The sequence below is a fragment of the Pseudomonas sp. MPB26 genome (genome assembly GCF_046605355.1).
Taxonomy (GTDB): Bacteria; Pseudomonadota; Gammaproteobacteria; order Pseudomonadales; family Pseudomonadaceae; genus Aquipseudomonas; species Aquipseudomonas cedrina.
The window spans coordinates 259,522-281,480 of record NZ_CP176793.1 but is presented as its reverse complement, the minus strand read 5'-3'; the positions used below and the strand labels follow the sequence as shown (position 1 = coordinate 281,480).

The 21,959-nt window shown below is 58.8% G+C and carries 21 protein-coding genes and 1 pseudogene; 15 read left to right on the top strand and 7 right to left on the bottom strand.

Going from position 1 to position 21,959, the window contains the following annotated elements; genetic code table 11:
* The first annotated feature begins 1 nt into the window (after position 1).
* On the top strand, positions 2-835 hold the full coding sequence (locus ACLH0H_RS01250; RefSeq protein ID WP_411380667.1) for a phosphodiesterase: 834 nt from the start codon (positions 2-4) through the stop codon (positions 833-835).
* Between the two features lie 378 nt (positions 836-1,213).
* Positions 1,214-3,502 carry a 5-methyltetrahydropteroyltriglutamate--homocysteine S-methyltransferase gene (gene metE, locus ACLH0H_RS01245; RefSeq protein WP_411380666.1) on the top strand — a complete coding sequence of 763 codons (2,289 nt, stop codon included), beginning with the start codon at positions 1,214-1,216 and terminating at the stop codon, positions 3,500-3,502.
* Positions 3,503-3,549: 47 nt separating this feature from the next.
* On the opposite strand, the gene ACLH0H_RS01240 is transcribed toward metE, so the two are convergent.
* Positions 3,550-4,704: a DUF1624 domain-containing protein gene (locus ACLH0H_RS01240; protein ID WP_411380665.1), complete on the bottom strand. Its 1,155-nt coding sequence runs from the start codon at positions 4,702-4,704 to the stop codon at positions 3,550-3,552.
* A gap of 135 nt (positions 4,705-4,839) precedes the next feature.
* On the opposite strand from ACLH0H_RS01240, the gene ACLH0H_RS01235 reads away from it, so the two are divergent.
* From ACLH0H_RS01235 to ACLH0H_RS01195, 9 genes are all read left to right on the top strand, one after another.
* Positions 4,840-5,337 (top strand): sigma-70 family RNA polymerase sigma factor, encoded by a 498-nt coding sequence (locus tag ACLH0H_RS01235; RefSeq protein ID WP_411380664.1) that lies wholly within the window; start codon positions 4,840-4,842, stop codon positions 5,335-5,337.
* Entirely contained in the window at positions 5,334-6,287 is a 954-nt protein-coding gene (locus ACLH0H_RS01230; protein ID WP_411380663.1) for a FecR domain-containing protein, read from the top strand. The genes ACLH0H_RS01235 and ACLH0H_RS01230 overlap by 4 nt, the downstream gene beginning before the upstream one ends.
* A 91-nt stretch (positions 6,288-6,378) precedes the next feature.
* Positions 6,379-8,808 (top strand): TonB-dependent siderophore receptor, encoded by a 2,430-nt coding sequence (locus ACLH0H_RS01225; protein WP_411380662.1) that lies wholly within the window; start codon positions 6,379-6,381, stop codon positions 8,806-8,808.
* 408 nt (positions 8,809-9,216) lie between these two features.
* On the top strand, positions 9,217-9,753 hold the full coding sequence (locus tag ACLH0H_RS01220) for a DUF924 family protein (RefSeq protein WP_411380661.1): 537 nt from the start codon (positions 9,217-9,219) through the stop codon (positions 9,751-9,753).
* Positions 9,754-9,974: 221 nt separating this feature from the next.
* Positions 9,975-11,159, top strand: coding sequence for an aminotransferase class I/II-fold pyridoxal phosphate-dependent enzyme (locus ACLH0H_RS01215; RefSeq protein WP_411380660.1), 1,185 nt, complete (start codon positions 9,975-9,977; stop codon positions 11,157-11,159).
* 83 nt (positions 11,160-11,242) lie between these two features.
* Complete coding sequence (locus tag ACLH0H_RS01210) at positions 11,243-12,379, top strand: MFS transporter (RefSeq protein WP_411380659.1); 1,137 nt, start codon at positions 11,243-11,245, stop codon at positions 12,377-12,379.
* On the top strand, positions 12,363-13,229 hold the full coding sequence (locus ACLH0H_RS01205; protein ID WP_411380658.1) for an HpcH/HpaI aldolase/citrate lyase family protein: 867 nt from the start codon (positions 12,363-12,365) through the stop codon (positions 13,227-13,229). The genes ACLH0H_RS01210 and ACLH0H_RS01205 overlap by 17 nt, the downstream gene beginning before the upstream one ends.
* Positions 13,226-13,741 (top strand): MaoC family dehydratase, encoded by a 516-nt coding sequence (locus ACLH0H_RS01200; protein WP_411380657.1) that lies wholly within the window; start codon positions 13,226-13,228, stop codon positions 13,739-13,741. Before ACLH0H_RS01205 ends, ACLH0H_RS01200 begins: the two co-directional genes overlap by 4 nt.
* 23 nt (positions 13,742-13,764) lie before the next feature.
* Positions 13,765-14,688, top strand: coding sequence for an ornithine cyclodeaminase family protein (locus ACLH0H_RS01195; RefSeq protein WP_411380656.1), 924 nt, complete (start codon positions 13,765-13,767; stop codon positions 14,686-14,688).
* Positions 14,689-14,711: 23 nt separating this feature from the next.
* Here the strand turns inward: ACLH0H_RS01195 and ACLH0H_RS01190 are convergent, their stop codons facing one another.
* Positions 14,712-14,879, bottom strand: a complete 168-nt coding sequence (locus ACLH0H_RS01190; protein WP_411380655.1) for a hypothetical protein — start codon at positions 14,877-14,879, stop codon at positions 14,712-14,714.
* A gap of 11 nt (positions 14,880-14,890) precedes the next feature.
* Between ACLH0H_RS01190 and yfcF the strand changes: the two genes are divergently transcribed.
* Positions 14,891-15,523, top strand: a complete 633-nt coding sequence (yfcF, locus tag ACLH0H_RS01185) for a glutathione transferase (RefSeq protein ID WP_411380654.1) — start codon at positions 14,891-14,893, stop codon at positions 15,521-15,523.
* On the opposite strand, the gene ACLH0H_RS01180 is transcribed toward yfcF, so the two are convergent.
* Positions 15,498-15,770, bottom strand: coding sequence for a hypothetical protein (locus tag ACLH0H_RS01180; protein WP_411380653.1), 273 nt, complete (start codon positions 15,768-15,770; stop codon positions 15,498-15,500). The genes yfcF and ACLH0H_RS01180 overlap by 26 nt on opposite strands.
* Before the next feature lie 130 nt (positions 15,771-15,900).
* Between ACLH0H_RS01180 and ACLH0H_RS01175 the strand changes: the two genes are divergently transcribed.
* Together ACLH0H_RS01175 and ACLH0H_RS01170 are read left to right on the top strand one after the other, a co-directional pair.
* Positions 15,901-16,557, top strand: coding sequence for an ATPase (locus ACLH0H_RS01175; RefSeq protein WP_411380652.1), 657 nt, complete (start codon positions 15,901-15,903; stop codon positions 16,555-16,557).
* 36 nt (positions 16,558-16,593) lie between these two features.
* Positions 16,594-16,935, top strand: coding sequence for a hypothetical protein (locus ACLH0H_RS01170; protein ID WP_411380651.1), 342 nt, complete (start codon positions 16,594-16,596; stop codon positions 16,933-16,935).
* A gap of 132 nt (positions 16,936-17,067) precedes the next feature.
* Here ACLH0H_RS01170 and ACLH0H_RS01165 read toward each other — a convergent pair whose 3' ends face one another.
* Positions 17,068-17,814 carry a creatininase family protein gene (locus ACLH0H_RS01165; RefSeq protein ID WP_411380650.1) on the bottom strand — a complete coding sequence of 249 codons (747 nt, stop codon included), beginning with the start codon at positions 17,812-17,814 and terminating at the stop codon, positions 17,068-17,070.
* A gap of 30 nt (positions 17,815-17,844) precedes the next feature.
* Positions 17,845-18,573 carry a murein L,D-transpeptidase catalytic domain family protein gene (locus tag ACLH0H_RS01160; RefSeq protein WP_411380649.1) on the bottom strand — a complete coding sequence of 243 codons (729 nt, stop codon included), beginning with the start codon at positions 18,571-18,573 and terminating at the stop codon, positions 17,845-17,847.
* A 37-nt stretch (positions 18,574-18,610) separates the two neighbouring features.
* On the opposite strand from ACLH0H_RS01160, the gene ACLH0H_RS01155 reads away from it, so the two are divergent.
* Positions 18,611-20,206 carry a L,D-transpeptidase family protein gene (locus ACLH0H_RS01155; protein ID WP_411380648.1) on the top strand — a complete coding sequence of 532 codons (1,596 nt, stop codon included), beginning with the start codon at positions 18,611-18,613 and terminating at the stop codon, positions 20,204-20,206.
* A 269-nt stretch (positions 20,207-20,475) separates the two neighbouring features.
* Here the strand turns inward: ACLH0H_RS01155 and ACLH0H_RS01150 are convergent, their stop codons facing one another.
* Together ACLH0H_RS01150 and ACLH0H_RS01145 are read right to left on the bottom strand one after the other, a co-directional pair.
* Positions 20,476-20,979 (bottom strand): AAA family ATPase, encoded by a 504-nt coding sequence (locus tag ACLH0H_RS01150; protein WP_411380647.1) that lies wholly within the window; start codon positions 20,977-20,979, stop codon positions 20,476-20,478.
* 166 nt (positions 20,980-21,145) lie between these two features.
* Positions 21,146-21,940, bottom strand: a pseudogene (locus tag ACLH0H_RS01145) (cytochrome P450); the annotation flags it as partial.
* Between the last annotated feature and the right edge of the window lie 19 nt (positions 21,941-21,959).

The following is a 21,959-nucleotide window of genomic DNA, read 5'->3' as shown; positions in this document are numbered from 1 at the left end:
TGTGAATCGTCCGTTCCTCGTCGCACAGATCAGCGACCTGCACCTCAAAGCCGGCCAGCGCCTCACCTATGGCGTGGTGGACACCCTGGGCGCGCTGCGCCGCGCCGTCGACCATCTGAACGCCAGCCACCCACAGCCCGACATCGTAGTAATCAGCGGCGACCTTGTGGACTTCGGCCGTGCCGATGAATACGCCGTGCTGCACCCTGAATTGGCCCGGCTGCAGATGCCGTGCTACTTGGTGCCCGGCAACCACGACACGCGCGGGCCGTTGCTGGATGCGTTCCGCGATCATGCCTACTTGCCGTTATCGGCAGAGGGCCCGCTGGACTGGGTCGTAGACACCCATCCTCTGCGCCTGATCGGCCTCGACTCCACCATCCCCGGCGGCCATGGCGGGCAGTTGCTGGACAGCCAATTGCAGTGGCTCGATGAGCAACTGGCGCTGCGCCCGCAGGCACCGACTTTGTTGATCCTGCACCACCCGCCGTTCATGAGCGGCATTGGCCATATGGACCGCGAACCCTTCATCAACGCCGCCGCCCTGGAGCGGGTGGTTGCACGCCATCCGCAAGTGGAGCGCCTGTTGTGCGGGCATCTGCACCGGCCGATGCAGCGCCGTTTCGGCGGCAGCCTCAGTTGTGTTTGCCCCGGCACGTCCCACCAGATCGTGCTGGATTTGCAAGACGTGGCGCCCGCGCATTTCAACCTGGAGCCGGCGGGCTATCTGTTGCATCGCTGGGAAGCGCAACAGGGCTTGATCAGCCATAACGGCGTGTTCGGGGAGTACCCGGGGCCGTATCCGTTTTATGACGCTCATGGGCTGATTGATTGAGTGAGGCTGCGATGGCGGCGGCGCTGCTGGAAGAGAAGTTATCTGGAGCACCGCCTTGCATGCGTTGCAGTCTTATCAACGACCTGATGAAAGCCACAACGAAGGGTCAGGCCCGATACTTGTAGTGAGCGGGCTTGTCGAATCGTCGCACCGCCCGCGCTGGGCTGCGGAGCGGCCCCAAACCAGGCGACCCGGTTCTATCTGGAGCAACTGCGGTGTCTTTATTGGGGCGGCTTCGCCACCCGGCGCGGGGCGAGCCCGCTCACTACAGAGCAACATGAAAGGATCTTGTGATCATCTGGAATAGAATGAGTTTGTCTCATCATGTGCGCCTGCCGACAATGCCTGCCATTCATATCAAGATTGGAGTTGTAAGTCATGGCAGTCGCTCATTCCCTCGGATTCCCGCGCATCGGACGCGATCGTGAACTGAAAAAGGCGCAGGAAGCGTTCTGGAAGGGCGAGCTCGACGAAGCCGGCCTGCGCGCCGTTGGCCGTGACTTGCGCAAGGTCCACTGGGACCTGCAGAAACAGGCTGGCATCGAGCTGCTGCCGGCCGGCGATTTTGCCTGGTACGACCAGGTGCTGACCCACTCATTAATGTTCGGCGTGATCCCGGAGCGTTTCCGCCCGGCCGATGGCAAGGCCACCCTGCACACGCTGTTCGGCATGGCCCGTGGCGTCAGCGACAGCTGCTGCGGCGGTGCCCATGCTCAGGAAATGACTAAGTGGTTCGACACCAACTACCACTACCTGGTCCCTGAATTTCGCGCCGACCAGCATTTCCACCTGGGTTGGGATCAGTTGTTCGAAGAAGTGCAGGAAGCCCGTGACCTGGGCCACGCGGTCAAGCCCGTGGTGATCGGCCCGCTGACTTACCTGTGGCTGGGCAAGGCCAAGGGCGGCGACTTCGACAAGCTCGACCTGCTTGACCGCTTGTTGCCGCTGTACGGCCAGATCTTCCAGCGCCTGGCGGAACTGGGCGTGGAATGGGTGCAGATCGACGAGCCCATCCTGGTACTGGACCTGCCTCAAGACTGGAAAAACGCCTTTGAGCGTGCCTACAACCAGATCCAGCGCGACCCGCTGAAAAAGCTGCTGGCCACGTACTTCGGCGGCCTGGAAGAGAACCTGGGCCTGGCCGCCAACCTGCCGGTGGATGGCCTGCACATCGATCTTGTACGTGCGCCGGACCAGTACCCCACGATCCTCGACCGCCTGCCAGCCTATAAGGTACTGTCCCTGGGCGTGGTCAACGGCCGTAACGTATGGCGTTGCGACCTGGAAAACGCCCTGGCGACCTTGCAGCATGCCCATGAGAAACTGGGCGACCGCCTGTGGGTGGCGCCATCCTGTTCCTTGCTGCACAGCCCGGTGGATTTGGGCCGTGAAGACGCACTGGATGCCGAGCTCAAAGGCTGGCTGGCGTTTGCCGTACAGAAGTGCGCTGAAGTCGCCGTGCTGGCGCAAGCGGTGAACGCGCCGCAAGCGCCTGACGTACTCGCCGCCTTGGCGCAAAGCCGCGCCGTACAAACTGCCCGTGCCGCTTCGCCGCGTATCCACAAACCTGCGGTGCAGGCCCGTGTCGCGGCCATTACCGCCAAGGACAGCCAGCGCCAGTCGCCGTTTGCCCAACGCATCGCAAAGCAACGGGCCGGCCTCAACCTGCCGTTGTTTCCGACTACTACCATCGGTTCGTTTCCGCAGACCGCCGCGATCCGCCTGGCGCGTCAGTCCTACAAAGCCGGCCGGTTGAGCGAAGCCGAATACGTCGAAGCCATGCACAGCGAGATCAAGCATGCCGTTGAGGTGCAGGAAAACCTCGGCCTGGATGTGCTGGTGCACGGCGAAGCCGAACGCAATGACATGGTCGAGTACTTTGCCGAACAGTTGGACGGTTATGCGTTCACCCGTTTTGGCTGGGTGCAGAGCTACGGTTCGCGTTGCGTGAAACCGGCGGTGATCTTCGGCGACCTGAGCCGCCCCAAAGCCATGACGGTAGAGTGGATCCGCTACGCCCAGGGCCTCACCGATAAAGTCATGAAAGGCATGCTGACCGGCCCCGTGACCATGCTGATGTGGTCGTTCCCCCGCGAAGACGTGAGCCGTGAGACGCAGGCCCGTCAGCTCGCCCTGGCGATCCGTGACGAAGTGGTGGACCTGGAAGCCGCCGGCATCAAGATCGTGCAGATCGACGAAGCCGCCTTCCGCGAAGGCCTGCCGTTGCGCCAGGCGCAGTGGCAGCCTTACCTCGACTGGGCCACCGACGTGTTCCGCCTGTGCGCCTCGGGCGTGCGGGACGAAACCCAGATCCACACCCACATGTGCTACAGCGAATTCAACGATGTGATCGAGTCCCTCGCGGCCATGGATGCCGACGTGATCACTATCGAGACGTCACGTTCGGACATGGAGTTGCTTGAAGCGTTTGAAGCCTTCGCTTACCCGAATGACATCGGGCCGGGGGTCTATGATATTCATTCGCCGCGGGTGCCGCAGGCCTCGGAAATGGCCAATCTGCTGCGCAAGGCGTCCAAACGGATACCCGCCGAGCGGTTGTGGGTGAACCCCGATTGCGGGTTGAAGACACGGGGTTGGCCGGAGACGGAAGCGGCGTTGATCCACATGGTGACGGCAGCGCGGCAACTGCGGGCAGAACTGGCCTGACTCAATCTAAGTGTAGAAGCCAGCTCCCACAGAAAAGCCACCCAGTTTTACAGGTATTTGAGCCAGGCCAGGTCGCGGCGCCGTGCCTTGAGCCCGGCAAACCAGCGCACCGGCAGGTAAAGCGCCAAGGGCAACAACAGCGACACCAGCCAAATGGCGCCGATGGAGTCGAAGCCGAAATAGTTGCCGTGATTGAGGCCAAACAGCGCCACACAGGCGACGTAGAGCATTTTCAGCACATACAAATGCAGCAGGTAAAAGAACATCGGCGCCGCGCCGAACGTGGCCAAGATGCCAATCCAGCGCTTGTGCCCGGCCCGTTCAAACGCCAGCAACAGCAGCAAGCCAATGCCCAAGGTCAACGCCAGGAACAACAGCGAAGGCGGGTACTTGGTCACGTTAAAAAAGCTCATTAACGTCTGCGCGCCGTCGGCATATGCCTGCCACGGTTTCTCGCCATACCCGTTGACCGCCCGCAACAGCACAAACCCCACCAACGCGCCCACGCCACCGAGCAACAGGTAACGCTGGCGCAACGCCGGTTCCAGGCTATTGGCGAACCACGGGCCAAGGCCGTAGCCCAGGGCGATCACGCCGATCCACGGCAACACCGGGTAGGTCACGCGCAGGCGCAGGGCGTCGCCCGCCTCGATCCAACTGCGCTCATGCAGGATCGACCACGGCACCTGCAACGCCGACCCCGCGCCCACGTGCAGCCCATCCAGCAGGTTATGCCCGCCAATGATCACCAGCGCCACGCCGATCAACAGTGGACGCGGCAGCCATACCAGCGCGGCGAGGGCGATCATGCTCACGCCGATCGCCCAGATCACCTGCAGGTAGATCACGCTGGGCGGCAACTGGAAGGTCCAGGCGAAGTTGACCAGGGTAAATTCCAGCACCACCAGGAACAGCCCGCGCTTGAACAGGAACGCCGACACATCGCGCCGGCCCTGGTATTTCTGCCCGTACAGCCAGGCCGACAAACCTGTGAGCAACACAAACACCGGCGCGCACAGGTGGGCGAGGGTACGGCTGATAAACAGCGCCGGCTCGGTGCTGTCGATGTTCATAGGGTCGCTGACCTGGCGGTGCAGCAGGAAGGTCTCACGCACGTGGTCCAGCAGCATGAACAGGATCACCAGGCCGCGCAGGGCGTCGATGGAAAGCAGGCGTTGGCGCAAGGGAACAGCGTCAGTCATGGGCGAGTTTCACAGGGCAGGGTGGAAGTGGGGCGTTATCCTATAACATTAATTTGCGCGTTGCCGCGATTCGTTGCTCGGATTAGAATGCGATCAATTCTTAATTACTCCTTGGCCACCGCGCCGGTGATTTGCATGTCGTCCTCCCTCAATCGGCCTATCCAGGATTTGTACTGCGAACACCACGGGTGGTTGTACCGCTGGCTCGACCGCAAGTTGGGCAATGCCAGCGATGCGGCCGACCTGGCCCACGATACGTTCATGCGCTTGCTCACCCGCCAGAACGGCGCCGGTTTCGGCAGCGAGCCGCGCGCGTTGCTTACCCATATCGCCAAGGGCTTGATGATCGACAGCTGGCGCCGCCAGGAAGTCGAGCGCGCCTACCTGGAGGCCATCGCGCACCTGCCCGAGCAGGAGGTGCCGTCGCCGGAAACCCGCTGGCTGATCCTCGAAGCGCTGTACCGCATCGAAGCCATGCTGCGCGACTTGCCGGCGAAAACCCGCCAAGCCTTTCTGATGTCGCAGATCGATGGCCTCACCTACCAACAGATCGCCGATGAGCTCGCGGTGTCGCTGGTCTCGGTCAAACGCTACATGCGCGATGCATTCCTTGCGTGCCTGAGCGTGGCATGAGCCCGTCCATCGACCCGCAGATTCTCGGCGAAGCCGCTGATTGGATGGTGCAGCTGCAATCCGGCAGCGCCACCGACGACGACCGCCGCTCCATCGCCCAATGGCAGGGCCGCAGCGCCCAGCACGCCCTGGCCTGGCAACGCGCGCAGGCGATCCTGGAGGATTTCGACAGCGTGCCGGCCGCGATTGCCGGCGATACCCTCAAGCGCATCGGCCGCAAAAAATCCCTGGGCCGGCGGCAAGCGCTCGGGCTGTTGCTGCTGGCGGGGCCGGCGAGCTGGCTGGCGTACCGGCAAAAACCGTGGCAGCCATGGACCGCCGACCAGCACACCGCAGTGGGCGAGCAACGCAACGTCACCTTGCCCGACGGCACGCACCTGCTGGTCAACACCGCCAGCTCGCTGAATATTGCCTTCACTGATCAGGTGCGACGCATCGACCTGTTGCAGGGCGAAGTGATGGTCACCACCGCCAAGGACCCCGCACCGACCCATCGCCCGTTTATCGTGCAGACCCGCCACGGCACCGCCCGCGCCCTGGGCACACATTTCAGCGTACGGGTGGACGAGCAGAACAGCCGCGTCGCGGTGCTCGAAGGCGCGGTGGAGATGGTGCCGCAGCACGCCGGCGGTGGGCGGGTGCTCAAGGCCGGTGAACAAAGTGCATTTGGCAGCGATGCCATGGCAGCGGTGCAGCCATTGAATATCAGTGCGACGACCTGGGAAAACGGCATGCTGCTGGCCCAGCACATGCGTCTGGCCGATCTGCTCGATGAGCTGGGGCGTTACCGTCACGGCGTGCTGCGTTGCCACGCCAGTGTGGCCGGGCTGACCGTGTCCGGGGCGTTTCCCCTGCGCGACACCGACGCCAGCCTGCGCCTGCTGCAGGACACCTTGCCGGTCAAGGTCAGCAGCTTGACCGGTTACTGGGTGACCCTCGAGCCGCGCTGAGATTATTGTCGAGCGTTGCTGATACCTTTTTCGTTGTCGCCCGGTGTAAGGGGAGAACCCTCAACATCGCACCGCGCCGACAGGAATGCCCATGACCTTCACACCCCACCCCATCCGCCCTTTGAAGGCCTTGAGCCTGGCCATCGCCCTTGCGGCCATCGCACCGTTGCACAGCGCCGTGGCGGCGGACGCGGGGTCGGCCAGCGCGGCGCGCAGCTACAGCATTGCGCCGGGGCCGTTGGGCAATGTGCTGGCGCAGTTCGCGGCGATGTCCGGCGTGCCGCTTTCATTTGATTCCACGCTGCTCAACGGCCAGCAAAGCGCCGGTTTGCAGGGCAGCTTCACCGCGCAGTCAGGCTTCATGCATTTGCTGCAAGGCAGCGGTTATACGCTGCAAAGCACCGGTGCGAACGGTTACACCCTGGTGCCCGAAGCAACGGGCGATGCGCTGCAACTGGGCGCGACCACCATCAGCGGCGACAGCGGCGCGCAGGCGGATACCTATGCCGGTGGCCAGGTCGCGCGTTCGGCGCGTATGGGCGTGCTGGGCAATCGCTCGATCAACGACGTGCCGTTCAGTGTGGTCAGCTACACCGCCAAGACCATCGCTGACCAGCAGGCGCGCACCGTAGGGGATGTGCTGCTCAATGACGCGTCGGTGCGCCAGTCGTCAGGCTTCGGCAATTTTTCCCAGGTATTTACCATTCGCGGGCTGCCGCTGAATACCGATGACATTGCCTTCAACGGCCTGTACGGCGTACTGCCACGGCAGATCATCACCACCGAAGCATTGGAACGGGTCGAATTGTTCAAAGGCCCCAATGCGTTCGTCAACGGCGTGTCGCCGGCGGGCAGCGGCATTGGCGGCAGCGTCAACCTGGTGCCCAAGCGCGCCGAAGACACACCCACCCGCAGCATCACCCTCGACACCACCACCGATGGCCAGCGCGGCGGCCACCTCGACCTGGGCCAGCGGTTCGGTGAAGACAACCGCTTCGGCGCGCGCGTCAACCTGGCCAGGCATGGCGGCGACACGGCCATCGAAGACGAATTCAACAGCTCGCAACTGGTGGCGGTCGCCCTGGATTACCGGGGTGATCGCCTGCGCGTGTCCACCGATTTCGGCTACCAGAAAGAGCGCATCAACAATGGCCGTTCCGTGGTGTATCCCAATGGCAGCAAGGTGCCGAAGGCGCCATCGGCCAGGCACAACTACGCCCAGGACTGGAGTTGGTCCGAGTTGGAAGACACCTACGGCATGTTCAACGCCGAGTACGACTTGAATGAAAGCTGGACCGCCTACGTAGGCGGCGGCGCCAAGCACACGCGGGAGAATGGCCAGTATTCGTCGCTGTACGTGGGCAACGATGGCAGTGGCCGCGTGGGCTTTTTGTACTCGCCCCATGACGAAGACAACAAGAGCGCCATGGCCGGCCTGAACGGGCACTTCAATACCGGACCGGTGACCCACCAAGTCAACGTCGGTTTGTCCGGCATCTGGGGGGAGCAGCGTTCGGCGTTTGAAGCGATCACCCAGGCCAATCGTCAGCCGGGCAATCTGTACAACCCGGTGCAGATTCCGCGTCCTTCGGTCACTTACTTCGGCGGCGATATCCATGACCCGCGCATCGTAGGCAAGAACCGCATCAAAAGCGCCGCTGTGTCCGACACCCTGGGCTTTATCGATGACCGCGTGTTGCTGACACTCGGCGTGCGGCGCCAGACCATCGAAGTGGATGGCTGGAACACCACCTCCGGGGTGCGCAATGCCAACTATGCCGAGACCATCACCACGCCGGTGTATGGGCTGGTGGTCAAGCCGTGGCAGCACGTGTCGTTCTATGCCAACCGTATCGAAGGGTTGGCCCAGGGGCCGACTGCGCCGTTGACCAACGTCACCAACCCCGGCGAGGTGTTTGCGCCTAACCGCAGCAAACAGACGGAGGCGGGGGTCAAGATGGATTGGGATACCTTTGGCGCGACCCTGGGCGTCTACCGCATCGAGCAGCCGAGCAGCGCCACCAACACCAATGCCAATGGCACCAGCACCTTCAGCGTCGACGGTGAGCAAATCAACAAGGGCGTGGAGCTGAACCTCTTCGGCGAACCGCTTGACGGCCTGCGCCTGCTGGCCGGTGCGACCTGGATGAACACCGAGTTGAACAATACCTCCAACGGTCTGAGTGACGGCAACCGCGCCGCCGGCGTGCCGCGCTTCCAGTACAACGTCGGCGCCGATTGGGACATTCCCGGCCTGCAGGGCGCCGCCGTCAACGCGCGACTGTTGCGCACCGGTGGCGAATACGTCAACGCCAGCAACACCCTGAGCATCCCCGCCTGGACCCGCGTCGACCTCGGCGCGCGCTATGGCTTCAAGGCTGACGACAAGTACATCACCTTGCGCGCCAACGTGGAGAACGTGGCGAACAAGGCGTATTGGGCGTCGGCGTCGACGGCCAACAACTACCTGACCCAGGGGGAGCCGCGTACAGTCAAGCTGTCGGCCACCGTCGATTTCTAAAGCAAGACACAAATCAATGTGGGAGCTGGCTTGCCTGCGAGGCGCATAGGTATCTTGACGCTGAAGCCCCAGAGAACGGGCTGTTGTGGCGAGCGGGCTTGTCGAATCGTCGCACCGCCCGCGTTGGGCTGCGAAGCAACCCCAGTAAGGAGAATGCGGTATATCAGACATTCCGCAGAGCCTGATTTTAGGGCTGCTTCGCAGCCCAACGCGGGACAAGCCCGCTCGCCACAGGGAAACTTGCCAGCCTTTGAAGGTTGTGTAGATAGCTATGCTGCGATGCGGACACTCGGTCCATCTGTAAAACCACAGTGATGCTATCGCAGGCAAGCCAGCTCCCACATTTGATCCTCGCCGTGCCCTGGATTCTGATACGGTCAGACCAAATCGTCTGCGCAGGCCCTGACCATGACTACCCCACACGCCGTCATCGACTTTTGGAAACAAGCCGGCCCCAAACGCTGGTTCGCCAAGAACGCAGCCTTCGACGCCACGTTCCGCGACGCCTTCCACATCGCCCATCTGCAAGCCGCCCGGCGTGAGTTGGAAAGCTGGCTGGACTCGGCGCAAGGGGCGCTGGCGTTGCTGATCCTGCTCGACCAATACCCGCGCAATGCATTTCGTGGCACCGCCCATATGTTCGCCACCGACCCACTGGCACGGCTTTACGCCCAGCGCATGCTCGACGCCGGCCTGGATCAGCAGATCGAGCCGTCATTGCGTGCGTTCTGCTATCTGCCGTTCGAACATTCGGAAGACCCGGCCGATCAGCAGCGCTCCCTGGTTCTCAACCAGCCACTGGACGCCAACACCTACCGCTGGGCCAGGCAACATGCCGAGAGTATCCAGCGGTTCGGGCGTTTCCCCCATCGCAATGCGGTGTTGGGCAGGATGACCACTGAGCAAGAGCAGGCGTTTTTGGACCAAGGCGGATTTGCGGGATAGCCGTGTAACGGGGCGCTTATTCAAGCGCCTCGGGAATGACCAAGTGTCGCTTTGAATGTCCTAGGCATATCTGTGCATCCCGTTGAATGCACTCATTATAAATTGAGGAATTTGCCTACGAAGTTTTGGCCTTAATCCCATATTCTACCTGCTTGTAAATTTTTTTTGCCTGTTTAAGTATTCCTACTGACTTGTCATTCTCAACATGGATAGGTAGGTGTATGAACAGTTATTCAAATATACAAAAGATTTCTGCAGCGGGAGATCCCTTTTGGGATCGCACCGAAGAAGCTGGTATGAGTGGGATTATCGCTAAACACCTGGGTAATGGATTAATGGCGTCATCCGAGAAAGAGTTTATTAATATGTGCTCTTACTCATACCTGGGTCTGGATTCAAATCCAAAAATAGTAGAAGGAAGCATGGCAGCACTGAGAAATACCGGCGTGCTGAACTCTTCTACGTCCAGAGTTAGAATCAAGCTGCCATTGCTGGAAGAGGTAGAGTCTTCCCTGTCTGATTTGTTCTCCCTTAACGTGCTGACGACATCGTCATGTGCGTCAGCTGCGTCTGCTGTGCTACCCCTGTTGGCGGCGGGTTTCTTTACCGAGGGTAAATCGCCTTTGATGGTGTTTGATCGTGCTGCACATTTTTGCTTGAGTTTAATGAAGCCGGTGTGCGCAGATGAAACACAGGTTGTCACTGCCCCTCACAATGATCTGGACTTCCTAGAGGAATGTTGCAGGAAAAACTCGCGAGTCGCCTATGTGGCGGATGGTGTCTATAGCACCGGAGGGATTGCAAAAATAAAGGAATTGACGGCGCTGCAAGACAGATATGGCTTGTTTGTTTTGTATGACGAAGCCCACGGACTGTCGATCAGAGGCCGAAATGGACGGGGCGTGGTCCTTGAAACAATGGGTGGGTTGAATGCCCAGACGATGATTGTTACATCATTGAATAAAGGCTTTGGGGGCTCCGGCGGCGCCATATTTTTTGATAATACGATTAAGCGTTCAAGCCTGCTGCGATTCGGTGGTCCGCTTTCATGGTCTCAGCGGATCAATACAGCGGGCCTCGGAGCAATATTGGCTTCCGCTCAGATACATGCAACTGATGAAATAAATATTTTACAAAAAAGACTGGCTGGAAATATAAAAAATTTTGATGAGCTTATTCCCACTGCTGCGGTCGGGGACGGCTTACCGATACGGCTGATTCCAATGGTTGACGAAGGTCACGCGATTTCAGCAGCGGCAAACTTGATGAGCCAGGGGTTCTATACCTCTCCGTTATTTTATCCGGTTGTGCCCAAAAGCATGCCTGGCTTGCGAATCATGTTGAGAGCGAATCTAGAGGAAGCTGATCTGGTGAGGTTCTGTGCTGCCGTGAGATCGGTATTCTAGCTATTCACTCCCCCTCAAATGGCGCTGGAGAACGGAAAGTGCAGTCAGACGCAAGGATGTTAGGGTTAGCCTGCAGTACAACGATGATGGCGCAGTTGGGCGTTACACTCTATTTGCCTGTCATGCCGGCTATTGTCGGCGCGCTTAATATGAGTGAGGTCGAAGGATATAACTCCCTGCTGATGTATTTAGGCGGTGCAGTAGTTCCACTCACCTTCGCGGTTCGTGTTATTCGTGCATTTGGTCGTTCGACCGTGCTTTTGGCATTCTGCTGTATTTTTTTGAGCGCAAGTCTAATGTCGATATTGGCACGCTACGATACAGGTTTCTATCTCTCCAGGCTACTGCAAGGCTTTGGCGCAGGGGGTGCTGCCTTGATAGGACGGGCGCTATTATCTGAAATTTTCTCGGGTGCGCGCTTGGCGAAGCATTTAACATTATTGTCCTACTCATTTGTTTTTGCATTGATCATGGGGCAAGTCGCCGGCGGACATGTGGTTTCGTTCGGTCGCTGGGAAGTCATTTCTTTTATTATGGCTTTCGGTTCGGTCACTACGATTTTCCTTGTGTTGAGTGTAAAAAATACGCTGTGCGGCCTTGATACCTGTGAACGGCAGCGCACTAACAGCAAAAAGTATGCATTTATAATACGCAAGCGCCATTTTTATCTGCCCGTGATATTAGGCGGTTGCGGGTACGGGGTGTTTGTCGTGTTTCAAGGCGTGGGTGTTTATGTCTTTGAAATGCTTATGGGTTGGGGGAGTTCGGAGTATGGGATGTTCGGAACCTGGTTGGGGCTTGCTTACTTTCTCGGAACGCTGTCTGTAAGAATAGCATTGAAGTCGATTAGTCTTAATGCGCTATCGGTAGTGGGTTCCAGCGTGATGATTTTAGCGGCCTTAATATTTTTATTGACAATATTGGCGTATGTGAAGCAACACTTTGTCGTCATGGCATATCTTGCGGTTTGGTATGCTCAGGCAATGATGTATCCCTGTGTCGCATCCATGGCGGTAAAAAATTACCCGGGTATTGAGTCGATGATGCTGTTCAGTTTTTTACAGCAGTTAGTAGCCCTGTTACTCGGAACTTTGGCGTCACTGGTTATTCCCGTTGGAATGCACGGCGTTGCTTGGCTGGCTTTTGGTTTAGGCGGGCTGGGAGCGGCAGTGGCGATTTTACTATCAATAAAAAGGAGTTTTTATGGATATGCTGGCTAGAAGTTGGTTGTGTATACCAGCCTTAAAGGAAGGTTTGAAAGAAAAAATTGCCCGGTCAGCAGCAGACATAACACTATTGGATTTGGAGGACTCCATACCTGGGCACAAGAAACAGTTGGCGCGTGCAAGACTGTTAACGTTAGAGAAAACAATGTGGAGCCGATGTGAACTGGCCATCAGAGTGAATGCTCTCTCCAAACCAGAGGGTATCAGGGATTTGGTATTTCTCATGGACAACAATATTGTTCCGAAGTATCTGGTCATTCCGAAGGTGGAGTCGTCCGGTGAGTTACGCATACTTGGCGAGTTAATGTCCGTTACTGGGGCGTGTACTAAAATATTTGGAGTTGTTGAAACGCTAAAGGGCTTGCGCAGAATTGACGCTATCATTAATGGTTCCGTAGATATATGCGGCTTGATTTTAGGTGGCGCTGATCTGTCGTCTGAAATCGCCTTTCGTCTTTCCAGGTCGGCATTGATGCAAGTTAAGTGCGAGATGGCTCTTGCTGCATTGAGTGCGGGGGTGAAGGTTATAGATACACCGTGCTTTACTTTGATGAGTGAGTCACAGTTGAGAGATGAGATTGAATCAGCTAGAGAGCTCGGCTACTCGGGGAAAATTGCAATACATCCTTCACAAGTCAATTTGATTAATGAACTATTTTCCCCGACTCAAATAGAATTGGAAAAAGCCAAAGCTATTATTGCGTCACTGAGTTCGTCTGAATTGCCCACGGCGGTCACCTCTATAGACGGAGAAATGATCGGACCACCTTTTGAAATTTTGGCGAAAAAATTGCTTGCCACTCAACAGTTGATTGTAAGTAAAGATAGGAAGAAAGCTCTATGAGTATTCAGGATATGCCTTATAAGGCACTAAGCAGGTTGGTTGAGCTTTCACCTGGACGTTATCGAGAGGATCATGGGCTCAGTTTTAATGATTTTGAGGTGGGTGAGATTTATGAACATAGACCCGGTCGCACAATTACTGAGGCTGATAATATATGGATGTCTCTGGTCAGCATGAATAATCACCCTTTGCATATCGATTCAAACTTTGCAAGGGATACGGAATTTGGCGTTGTTCTGGTATCGAGCCTCGTTACATTTTCGATCGTTGGTGGGATGAGCTTGGCAAGTACCAGTGCAAAAGGTATCGCAAATCTTGGCTGGGATAAGGTGCGCCTTTTAAGTCCGGTATTCGTAGGAGACACGATCTACGCCGAAAGTGAGGTGATAGCGAAGCGCCGCTCTCAAAGTCGCCCAGGGCAAGGCATTGTGAGCGTAAGGACAAAGGGGCTTAAAGATTCCGGTGAAGTGTTTTTAACTTGTGAGCGCAGCTTTTTAATTAATCTCGTATAGGTAGCGATTGCCAAGAGGTCAATATGCTTATTTTGGATGAGCCAGCCATACAGGGTGTGATTAGCATGAAGGAGTCTATTGAGGCCTTGCGTGCCGGTTATGCTTGTTACGACAAGTTAGAGGGTTGTCCACCTCGTACCTTGATCAGAGACGATGAGAATAAAGCAACGTTTGGTGTGATGCCGTACTATTCCAAATACGATAATTTTTTCATTGTGAAGGTAATTTCTCATCATGCTTGCAATATGAATAAAGGGTGCAAGTCTATTAACGGTGTGGTAGTGGTTCAGGAGGGTTTTACTGGTCAGATAATGGCTCAATTTGATGCTGGCGCAATTACCTCTTTGCGGACCGGCGCAACTGCGGGGCTCGCTACTGATCTACTTGCACGTGAGCCGTCAGCAAAGCTTGCTGTCATTGGCACCGGGGCTCAAGCGATGGCCGCTCTGAATGCGGTCTTATGTGTGAGGGATATTAAGAGTGTGGCTGTGCATTCTCGCAACCAGCACCATGTGGAGCGCTTCATCGTCCGTGCTGTCGATCAGTTTGCGCGCGGCATAGTATTCCAAGGCTGCGAGGATGTCCGCTCGGCGGTTGAAAATGCGGACATTGTTTGCACCGCTACCACATGCGCGGAGCCACTGTTTGCCGCTCGTGATGTTATGGAAGGCGTCCATGTGAATGCGATAGGAAAACACACGCTGACTTCTCGCGAATTTCCGCTTGAACTGGTTCCACGGTCGCTACTGGTGGTAGAGGATCGAGGGGCGGCGATCAGTGAAGCAGGCAGTTATCACCGAGAGTCGGTTTCAATTTCGCAACTATTGCGGGAGGATTATCAAAGATATCAAAGTAGAACTACTATTTTTTCCTCAGTAGGTACCGCTTTTCAAGATGCCTGTATTTGTATTGCGATATTGAAAAAACTAAAGCGGGCGGAATCGTAGACCTTGCCCTGCCGTTTTATCGCTCAGGCCGCGATCTTCTGCCAGTGCTCAGTATCGCGACGGGGCCAGCCCTGCATCCGTGTGAGCTCGATGTTGTAACTGTCGCCCTCTATTCCCACCAGGAATGCCCCTATAAAAACAATGCATTTGTCATTATCGAACTTGATCTCGTAGCGTAGCGCTTCATCCAAGGAGATCGTCCATGAGCCATCGCCCGCTGCGCCTCTACGTTGATTCGTTGTACACCAGCCCCTACGCCCTGTCGGTGTTCGTCACCCTGCGGGAAAAAGGCCTGGCTTTCGACACACTCACCCTGGACCTGGACGCCGCGCAGCAGCAGGCGGCTGACTTTGCCCAACTGTCCCTGACCCGGCGTGTGCCGACGCTGGTGGACGGTGACTTTGCGTTGTCGGAGTCGTCGGCGATTACCGAGTATCTGGAAGAGGTTTACCCGCAGACGCCGGTGTACCCGGCCGATCCCAGGCAGCGGGCGAGGGCGCGGCAGGTGCAGGCGTGGCTGCGCAGCGATTTGCTGCCGATCCGCCAGGAGCGCTCGACGCTGGTGGTGTTCTACGGGCAGAAAATGCCGCCGTTGTCACCCGTGGCCGAAGCGGCAGCCACCAAGTTGATCAGCGCAGCGCAGACGCTGTTGGCGGATAATGCGGCTTACCTGTTCGGCGAATGGTCGATTGTCGACGTGGACCTGGCGGTGATGCTCAACCGCCTGATTCTCAATGGCGACCAGGTGCCGGCCGAACTGGTGGTTTACGCGCAACACCAGTGGCAGCGACCGTCCGTGCAGGCGTGGGTCAACCTGCAACGCCCTGCGCTGTAGGGCTTTGGGCCATTTGCGCGACGCGCCGGTCCAGGTCTTCCCAATCCGCCATGCCCAGCACCCGCGTGGTATTCAAGCCACGCAGGTAACCGCGCAACTGCTGGGCGCTGGCCTGGAACCGGGTGGCGTCAACGGCGGTGTCTTGCAGCACGCCTTCATAGTCGGCCAGATAATCGGCGACCCGCTCACGAAATTCCGGCAGGACGGCTTCGCGGATGCGGTCGAAGGTTTTCTGGTGGGGCTTCATGGCGTGGTCCTTATAGGTTTTATAGGTGCACTATCGGTTCAGATAATAGTCACCATCACGGATCGCAAGTTCTGTTTTTGCAGCAAAAGCGCAAAATCGCCCCATCGAGACGCTTTCAAGGAAATGCGCGATGAGGACGTTTATTCAGCTGGCTTTAATGATGGTGATGCTGGGCACCGCTGTGATCAACAACGCGGCGATCGCCGATGATCTGCGTACAGGCCATTTGCTACCTATCGTCGGTAGCGTAAACTCTCTGCAGCGCGCGCAATCGGTGGGTGTATTGTTGAGCGATAATACCCGCGACAACCTCAGCTACCTTGAACGCTACCACGACATGGCCTTGAATGGCGCCAAGGATGCCCTCGACGGGCGCATCCGCCAGGCGTTCGTCAATAGCTCCGACCCGGAGCTGGCCATTGATTGGTTGATGAGCTCGCTGCAAGGCACTTTTTTGTCGGTCACCGTGTACGACAACCTGGACACCCTGGTGCAGGCTCGCCCCGACGTGGTGGTGATGCTCGATACCCATAACCAACTGCTGACCCAGCGTAACGATCAGGTCGAAGCGCGGTTTATTGCGCGGTTCTACGACGCGAACCTGCAGTACATCGCCAAGGCCGAGGGCGCGGTGCACAAGCGGGTGCCGTCGGTATGGGTGCATGACAAGGCCGCGCCGGAAGTTGCCGCGCAGATCGAGCAGCAGCGGGATGTGCAGCTCGACGCCTTGAAGCAGTTCGATGCGTCGCTCAAGGCACTGCTTCACGCTGGGCAACGTGCGGGTTGATGTGAACTTTTATTTTTTTATAGTCAGGAATTTTTCATGCGCGCTTTTTTCGCCCCGGGCTTGGCCTTTGCTTCCCTGTTGCTGGCGGGATGTGTGTCCGCCCCTAACGCTCCGACGCTGACCCTGCAGACCACCAAGGACCCCGAGGCCTATGTCAAATGTGTGCTGCCCAAGCTGGAAAAGCATGGCATCACCTCCACTGTGACGCAGAACTCGCGTCACGCCAAAGTGCTGTTGACCAGCAAGTTTGCCGCCGATGATGTACTGGAAGCCTACAAGTCCCAGGAGGGCGGCAAGGTGTTCCTGTATGAGCGCAAGCCGTTGGCCTCGGCGATCAAGCCGTCGCGGTTGGAGCTTGCTGCGCAGGAATGCATATAGCTGCCGACGCCGCATAGCCCCAAATGTGGGAGCGGGCTTGCTCGCGAATACGGAGTGTCAGACCCGAATGAGCTAACTGACACACCGCCTTCGCGAGCAAGCCCGCTCCCACATTTTGGATGGGTGTAAGGCTCAGGGTTTTGCTTCGTTGCTGAAGTTGTTAACCGTTTTGATCAGGCCTTGCGCCGCCAGCGCCACCAACTCTCCACCTTTCTCCACCGTCGCCAACGCCGGATCGGACCCCATACGCCCATCCGGAAACCGTGCGCGAAAGTCCATCGCTTCACGGATCGGCCCGGTATTGGCGATTCGCGGCGAGTAGTCGGCGGTCTTGATCGAATCCGGGTACGCCCACTGCGTCACCGCGATCTCAGACGGGGTGGCATGGCTGCCATGGCCGACCGGGAATTGGCGCTGGGCCAGGTCGGTCACGCCTTCCAGGTCCCACCAATTCACCAGTTTCAGCGCAAACCCGGCCGGGCGGCGGGCGAAGCTCGCTTCGGCGTACAGCTCGGAGAATGCCGCTTCGATGGTGGCGATATTGCCGCCATGGCCGTTCAGAAACAGGATCTTGTCGAAACCATGCCCGGCCAGCGAGCGCACCCAATCACCAATGGCGGCGATAAAGGTGGAAGGGCGCAGGGAAATGGTGCCGGGAAAGCCCAAGTGGTGCTGGGCCATGCCGATATTGAAGGTCGGACCGATCAGGATGTCGGCGTTCTTCTGCGCCTCATGGGCGATGATTTCCGGGCACATCCAGTCGGTGCCCAACAGGCCGGTGGGGCCGTGCTGTTCGTTGGAGCCGATGGGGATCACCACCGTGCGGCTGCGCTCCAGGAACTGACCGATCTCAATCCAGGTGGACGTGTGTAGAAGCATTCGACGCTCTCTTTTATCGATGAAGACAGGCTAACCGCCACGGATTGTACGACTACTTGCCACCTGCTGGGGTTTGCAATTGAGGTAGGTCGACGACTTCAGCCAGCGCTGGTCCGGGTACCACGAGAACATGAACTGCCCATCCTTGAGCTTGTCCACCACTTGGCGCGCGACTTGCGGGCGCACGGCCGGGCAACCCTGGCTGCGGCCGATGCGGCCTTCGCGTTTGCTCCACAGCGGGCTTACGTAATCGGCGGCGTGGATCACAATCGCGCGGTCGCGGGCCAGGTCGTTGAAGCCCGGTTCCAGGCCGTCCATGCGCAGCGAGTAACCGTGGGTGCCCAGGTAACTTTCCTGGGTGCGGAACAGGCCCAGGCTGGATTGGTGGCTGCCTTCGAGATTGGAAAACTCGGTGGCGAAGTTTTCTCCGGATTTTGCGCCATGGGCCACCAGGTCACGCAGGACCAGGGTTTTCTTGCGCAGGTCGAAAATCCACAGGCGACGGGCGGTCGAAGGCTGGGAATAATCAATCACGGCCAGGCGCTCGGAGCGTTCTTCGCCATTGTTGACCGCGCATTGCACCGCATTCAGTGCGCTTTTGAGCACCGTGGGATTGAGTTCTGGAGCCGATCGCGCCAGGCTGCTATACAAGGAAGGAGGGGTGCCATTGGCGGCGAGCGCAGAATTGCTCAACATAGCCAGGCTCAGGGTGAACAGGCCCAGGGCGGACATCGTGACCCGGCACATGAAAGTCAGCATCTACAGTACAACCCCCCACTGTGGATTGGAGCAAGTCTTGTTCAAAAAACACGCATGTTACTTGAGCATTTGCCTGCTCGTTGCACCATTGGTCGCCACAGCCGAAGCGCTGCCGGCAGAGCCGTTGCCGGTTGCCATGCCTGCGCCGGTGGACCTGGCCCCGGTGCAACAGGCCCTGGCGCAACTGCCCAGTGTCTGCCCCGGCCTGGCGCCGCAGATCGACGTCGCCGGCCAATTGCGCCTGCAAGTTTTCTACCAACAGCAGGGTAATGCGCCGCTGTGGCCTGCCGATGAACGCCGCCAAGCCCTGCAATCCCAGTTGCTGATGCTTGCCGACGACGGCCTGGACCCCACCCACTATAGCCTGCCCGCCGTGGATGCCGCGGCCAATGTGCTGTGCAGCGATATCGACATCAGCCAGCGCTACCTGCAAGCCCTGCACGACTTGCATTACGGACGCCTGCAGCAGTCGCGCTTCGAGCCGCTGTGGCATTCCCGGCCGCCGGAGCGCGACCCCGACACCGAGGTGCTGGTCTTCGCCGCGTTGGGCCTGCAGGACATGGCCCAGGCATTCGACCAGGCAAGGCCCAGTGCCGATTTGTACCGCAGCCTGCGCAACGCCTATTCCAGTGTGCGCCAGCAACCGTTGCCGCATTGGGGCCCGGTCGCCAGCGGCCCGCTGTTGCGCCCCGGCATGGAAGACCCACGCGTGCCGGAACTGGCACAGCGCCTGGTCAACGGTGGCTACCTCGTCGAGGCGCCCAGCGGCCAGCAATACCGCGACGAACTGGTCAAGGCGGTCAAGGCCTTCCAGCTCAGCCACTCGCTGCAGGCCGACGGCGTGATTGGCGCCGGCACCGTGGCCGAACTCAACATCAGCCCGTCGATCCGCCGCGAGCAACTGCGTATCAACCTTGAACGCTTCCGTTGGCTGGCCCAGGACCTGGAGCCCGAAGGCGTGCTGGTCAACGTGGCCGCCGCCCAGCTGAGCGTCTACCAGAGCGGCATCCCCGTGTGGCAAACCCGTCTGCAAGTGGGGCGCGCGGAACGCCAGACACCGCTGCTCAAGTCGCGCATCACGCGGCTGACCCTCAACCCGACCTGGACCATCCCGCCCACCATCATGCGCGAGGATAAGCTGCCGGCCATCCGTCTGAACCCCGAATACCTGCGCCAGCAAAACCTGCAAGTGCTCGACGCCGAAGGCCAGCCGCTGGCGCCCGAACTGATCGACTGGGCGCATCCCGGCAATATCCTGCTGCGCCAGGAGGCCGGCCCGCGCAACCCGCTGGGCAAAATCGTAATGCGTTTCCCCAACCCGTATTCGGTGTATCTGCACGATACGCCGAGCCAGCCGCTGTTCACCAAAGGGCCACGGGCGTTCAGCTCGGGCTGTGTGCGGGTCGAGCAGCCCTTGTTATTAAGGGATCTGCTGGTGAGCCCGGCCGAACGCGCACGTACCGATGAACTGCTGGCCACAGGCGTGACCCACGAGTTCAGGCTGGCGACCCCGGTGCCGGTGTTGTTGGGTTACTGGACGGTGGAGGTCGATCGTCAGGGAGGCTTGGTGTATGCGCCGGATATTTATGCGCGCGACCTGGTGTTGATGAAGGCGATGGGGAGTGTGCTCTGAGACACGCGGTGCTTTTTTGAAGAACGCGCTTCTTGTGGCGAGCGGGCTTCTGTGGCGAGCGGGCTTGCCCCAATGCCAGTCAGTTAAGCGCAATCCCCTGTGGGAGCGGGCTTGCTCGCGAAAGCGGTGGGTCAGTCAACATCAATGTTTGCTGTGCCGACGTCTTCGCGAGCAAGCCCGCTCCCACATTTGATCTTCGTTGCTTTAAGCATTGCGTTCGCTTAACTGATCGGCATTAGGGCAAGCCCGCTCGCCACAGAGATTTCTTTCTATACCAATATGAGGTTCTTCAGGATTAGTGCGACAGCCTGGTCCGGTGTGAGCAGGGCGGTATCGAGCATGACCGGCACCTCATCCCATTCCTCGTACTCATGCGCCAGAACGGATGGCCACGTGGGCGGAACCAGGCCGGGAATATCGCCTGCGCGGCTTTCGACCCGCCGTTGATGTACCTGCCGGTCCGAGCAAATCACCTGGACATCCAGCAACGCCACGCCTGCCGTGGCAGCCACGCGCTTCCACGCTTCGCGGCTCTCCCTGACCGGGTTCACGCAATCGGCGACCACCGTATGGCCCAAGCGCAGGTTACTCAGCGCCAACGCATTCGCCACGCCGTAGCCGCTGGTACCCACATCGCCCGCCAGCACGCCGGCATCGCGAATGGCCTGTTCGATCAGGTCGATACGCAGGTAAACGGCGCTGATCTGCTGTGCCAGTGCTCGAGCAATCGTGGTTTTGCCGGTGCCGGGCAGGCCGCTGAAGACAATGAGCATGGGGCACTCCGGGTGAGTGTTCAATTGAGTCTGGGCAGGTGGCAGTGTCAACGCAGCGCTGGGATTGTGGCGTGTTTGGTCATGCTTGAACAATGGCGGCGATCAGGGTTGGGTGCGCCGGTCCTGCTCGAACTGCGGGATGCGCCCATTCAGGGAGGGCAGGTAGCGCCACCTCTGCCACTAACTCCGCAGCCAGCATTGGCGCGGCTCGCAGGGTTTCCAGCAGGTCAGGCTGACGCTGGAGCGCAACCAGGCTATTGCCGATCAGGCCGGCGGTGGCCTCGCAGGTCTGTGACAACAGGCCGATCAGGTTAGCGATCAACGCATCGCGATCTTCCCAGGCACGGGTTTCACCGCTGTTGCGCAGCGCGCTCAACAAGCAGCTCCCTTCAGCCTCGTTATTGAGCAGCTCACTGAATACCTGGCTGAGCCGAGTGGCCGCGCCATTGGCCTTGCCGAGCTGAACGTCGTCGCTCAGCGGCGACAGGCAGGCGACGAAATCCCGGGTCAGCTTGGCAACCTCACGTAGCTGGCGGGGCGGGACGCCGATCACCGATGCAATGACGCACGCCGGTAACGTGAACATCAACTCATCAAGGTTATCGCCCGGATTATCGAGGCCCTCGACCACGCGTGACACAGTGTCTGCAAGGCCTTGCGGGTCGACGGCCGCCAGGGCCGGTTCGATCGCCATTCTCGGGCACAGGTGCCGCGCGCCCTCGTTCATACGCATCAACCGGCCGAAAACCCTGCCTGCGGCGCTTTGCGCAATGGCCGCTGGCACAGGCTCGTTCAAGGGGCGTACCCGGCAGTCGGGATGCCTCAGCACGGCTTCGACTGCGTTGGCACTGCTCGCAATCCATAAGCGCAGAGACGTATCGAATAGCAGACCGTTCTGCTGCCTGAGACCCGCGTAATAAACGTAGGGATCAGTCTGTGTAACCGCTTCAAAAGGCGTCATTGCGTAGGTCCTGTCCACG

Excerpts from the sequence above, each read along its gene's own strand:
- metE (WP_411380666.1), top strand. The coding sequence starts at position 1,214 with ATGGCAGTCGCTCATTCCCTCGGATTCCCGCGCATCGGACGCGATCGT.
- ACLH0H_RS01240 (WP_411380665.1), bottom strand. The coding sequence starts at position 4,704 with ATGACTGACGCTGTTCCCTTGCGCCAACGCCTGCTTTCCATCGACGCC.
- ACLH0H_RS01235 (WP_411380664.1), top strand. The coding sequence starts at position 4,840 with ATGTCGTCCTCCCTCAATCGGCCTATCCAGGATTTGTACTGCGAACAC.
- ACLH0H_RS01230 (WP_411380663.1), top strand. The coding sequence starts at position 5,334 with ATGAGCCCGTCCATCGACCCGCAGATTCTCGGCGAAGCCGCTGATTGG.
- ACLH0H_RS01225 (WP_411380662.1), top strand. The coding sequence starts at position 6,379 with ATGACCTTCACACCCCACCCCATCCGCCCTTTGAAGGCCTTGAGCCTG.
- ACLH0H_RS01220 (WP_411380661.1), top strand. The coding sequence starts at position 9,217 with ATGACTACCCCACACGCCGTCATCGACTTTTGGAAACAAGCCGGCCCC.
- ACLH0H_RS01215 (WP_411380660.1), top strand. The coding sequence starts at position 9,975 with ATGAACAGTTATTCAAATATACAAAAGATTTCTGCAGCGGGAGATCCC.
- ACLH0H_RS01210 (WP_411380659.1), top strand. The coding sequence starts at position 11,243 with ATGATGGCGCAGTTGGGCGTTACACTCTATTTGCCTGTCATGCCGGCT.
- ACLH0H_RS01205 (WP_411380658.1), top strand. The coding sequence starts at position 12,363 with ATGGATATGCTGGCTAGAAGTTGGTTGTGTATACCAGCCTTAAAGGAA.
- ACLH0H_RS01200 (WP_411380657.1), top strand. The coding sequence starts at position 13,226 with ATGAGTATTCAGGATATGCCTTATAAGGCACTAAGCAGGTTGGTTGAG.
- ACLH0H_RS01195 (WP_411380656.1), top strand. The coding sequence starts at position 13,765 with ATGCTTATTTTGGATGAGCCAGCCATACAGGGTGTGATTAGCATGAAG.
- yfcF (WP_411380654.1), top strand. The coding sequence starts at position 14,891 with ATGAGCCATCGCCCGCTGCGCCTCTACGTTGATTCGTTGTACACCAGC.
- ACLH0H_RS01180 (WP_411380653.1), bottom strand. The coding sequence starts at position 15,770 with ATGAAGCCCCACCAGAAAACCTTCGACCGCATCCGCGAAGCCGTCCTG.
- ACLH0H_RS01175 (WP_411380652.1), top strand. The coding sequence starts at position 15,901 with ATGAGGACGTTTATTCAGCTGGCTTTAATGATGGTGATGCTGGGCACC.
- ACLH0H_RS01170 (WP_411380651.1), top strand. The coding sequence starts at position 16,594 with ATGCGCGCTTTTTTCGCCCCGGGCTTGGCCTTTGCTTCCCTGTTGCTG.
- ACLH0H_RS01165 (WP_411380650.1), bottom strand. The coding sequence starts at position 17,814 with ATGCTTCTACACACGTCCACCTGGATTGAGATCGGTCAGTTCCTGGAG.
- ACLH0H_RS01160 (WP_411380649.1), bottom strand. The coding sequence starts at position 18,573 with ATGCTGACTTTCATGTGCCGGGTCACGATGTCCGCCCTGGGCCTGTTC.
- ACLH0H_RS01150 (WP_411380647.1), bottom strand. The coding sequence starts at position 20,979 with ATGCTCATTGTCTTCAGCGGCCTGCCCGGCACCGGCAAAACCACGATT.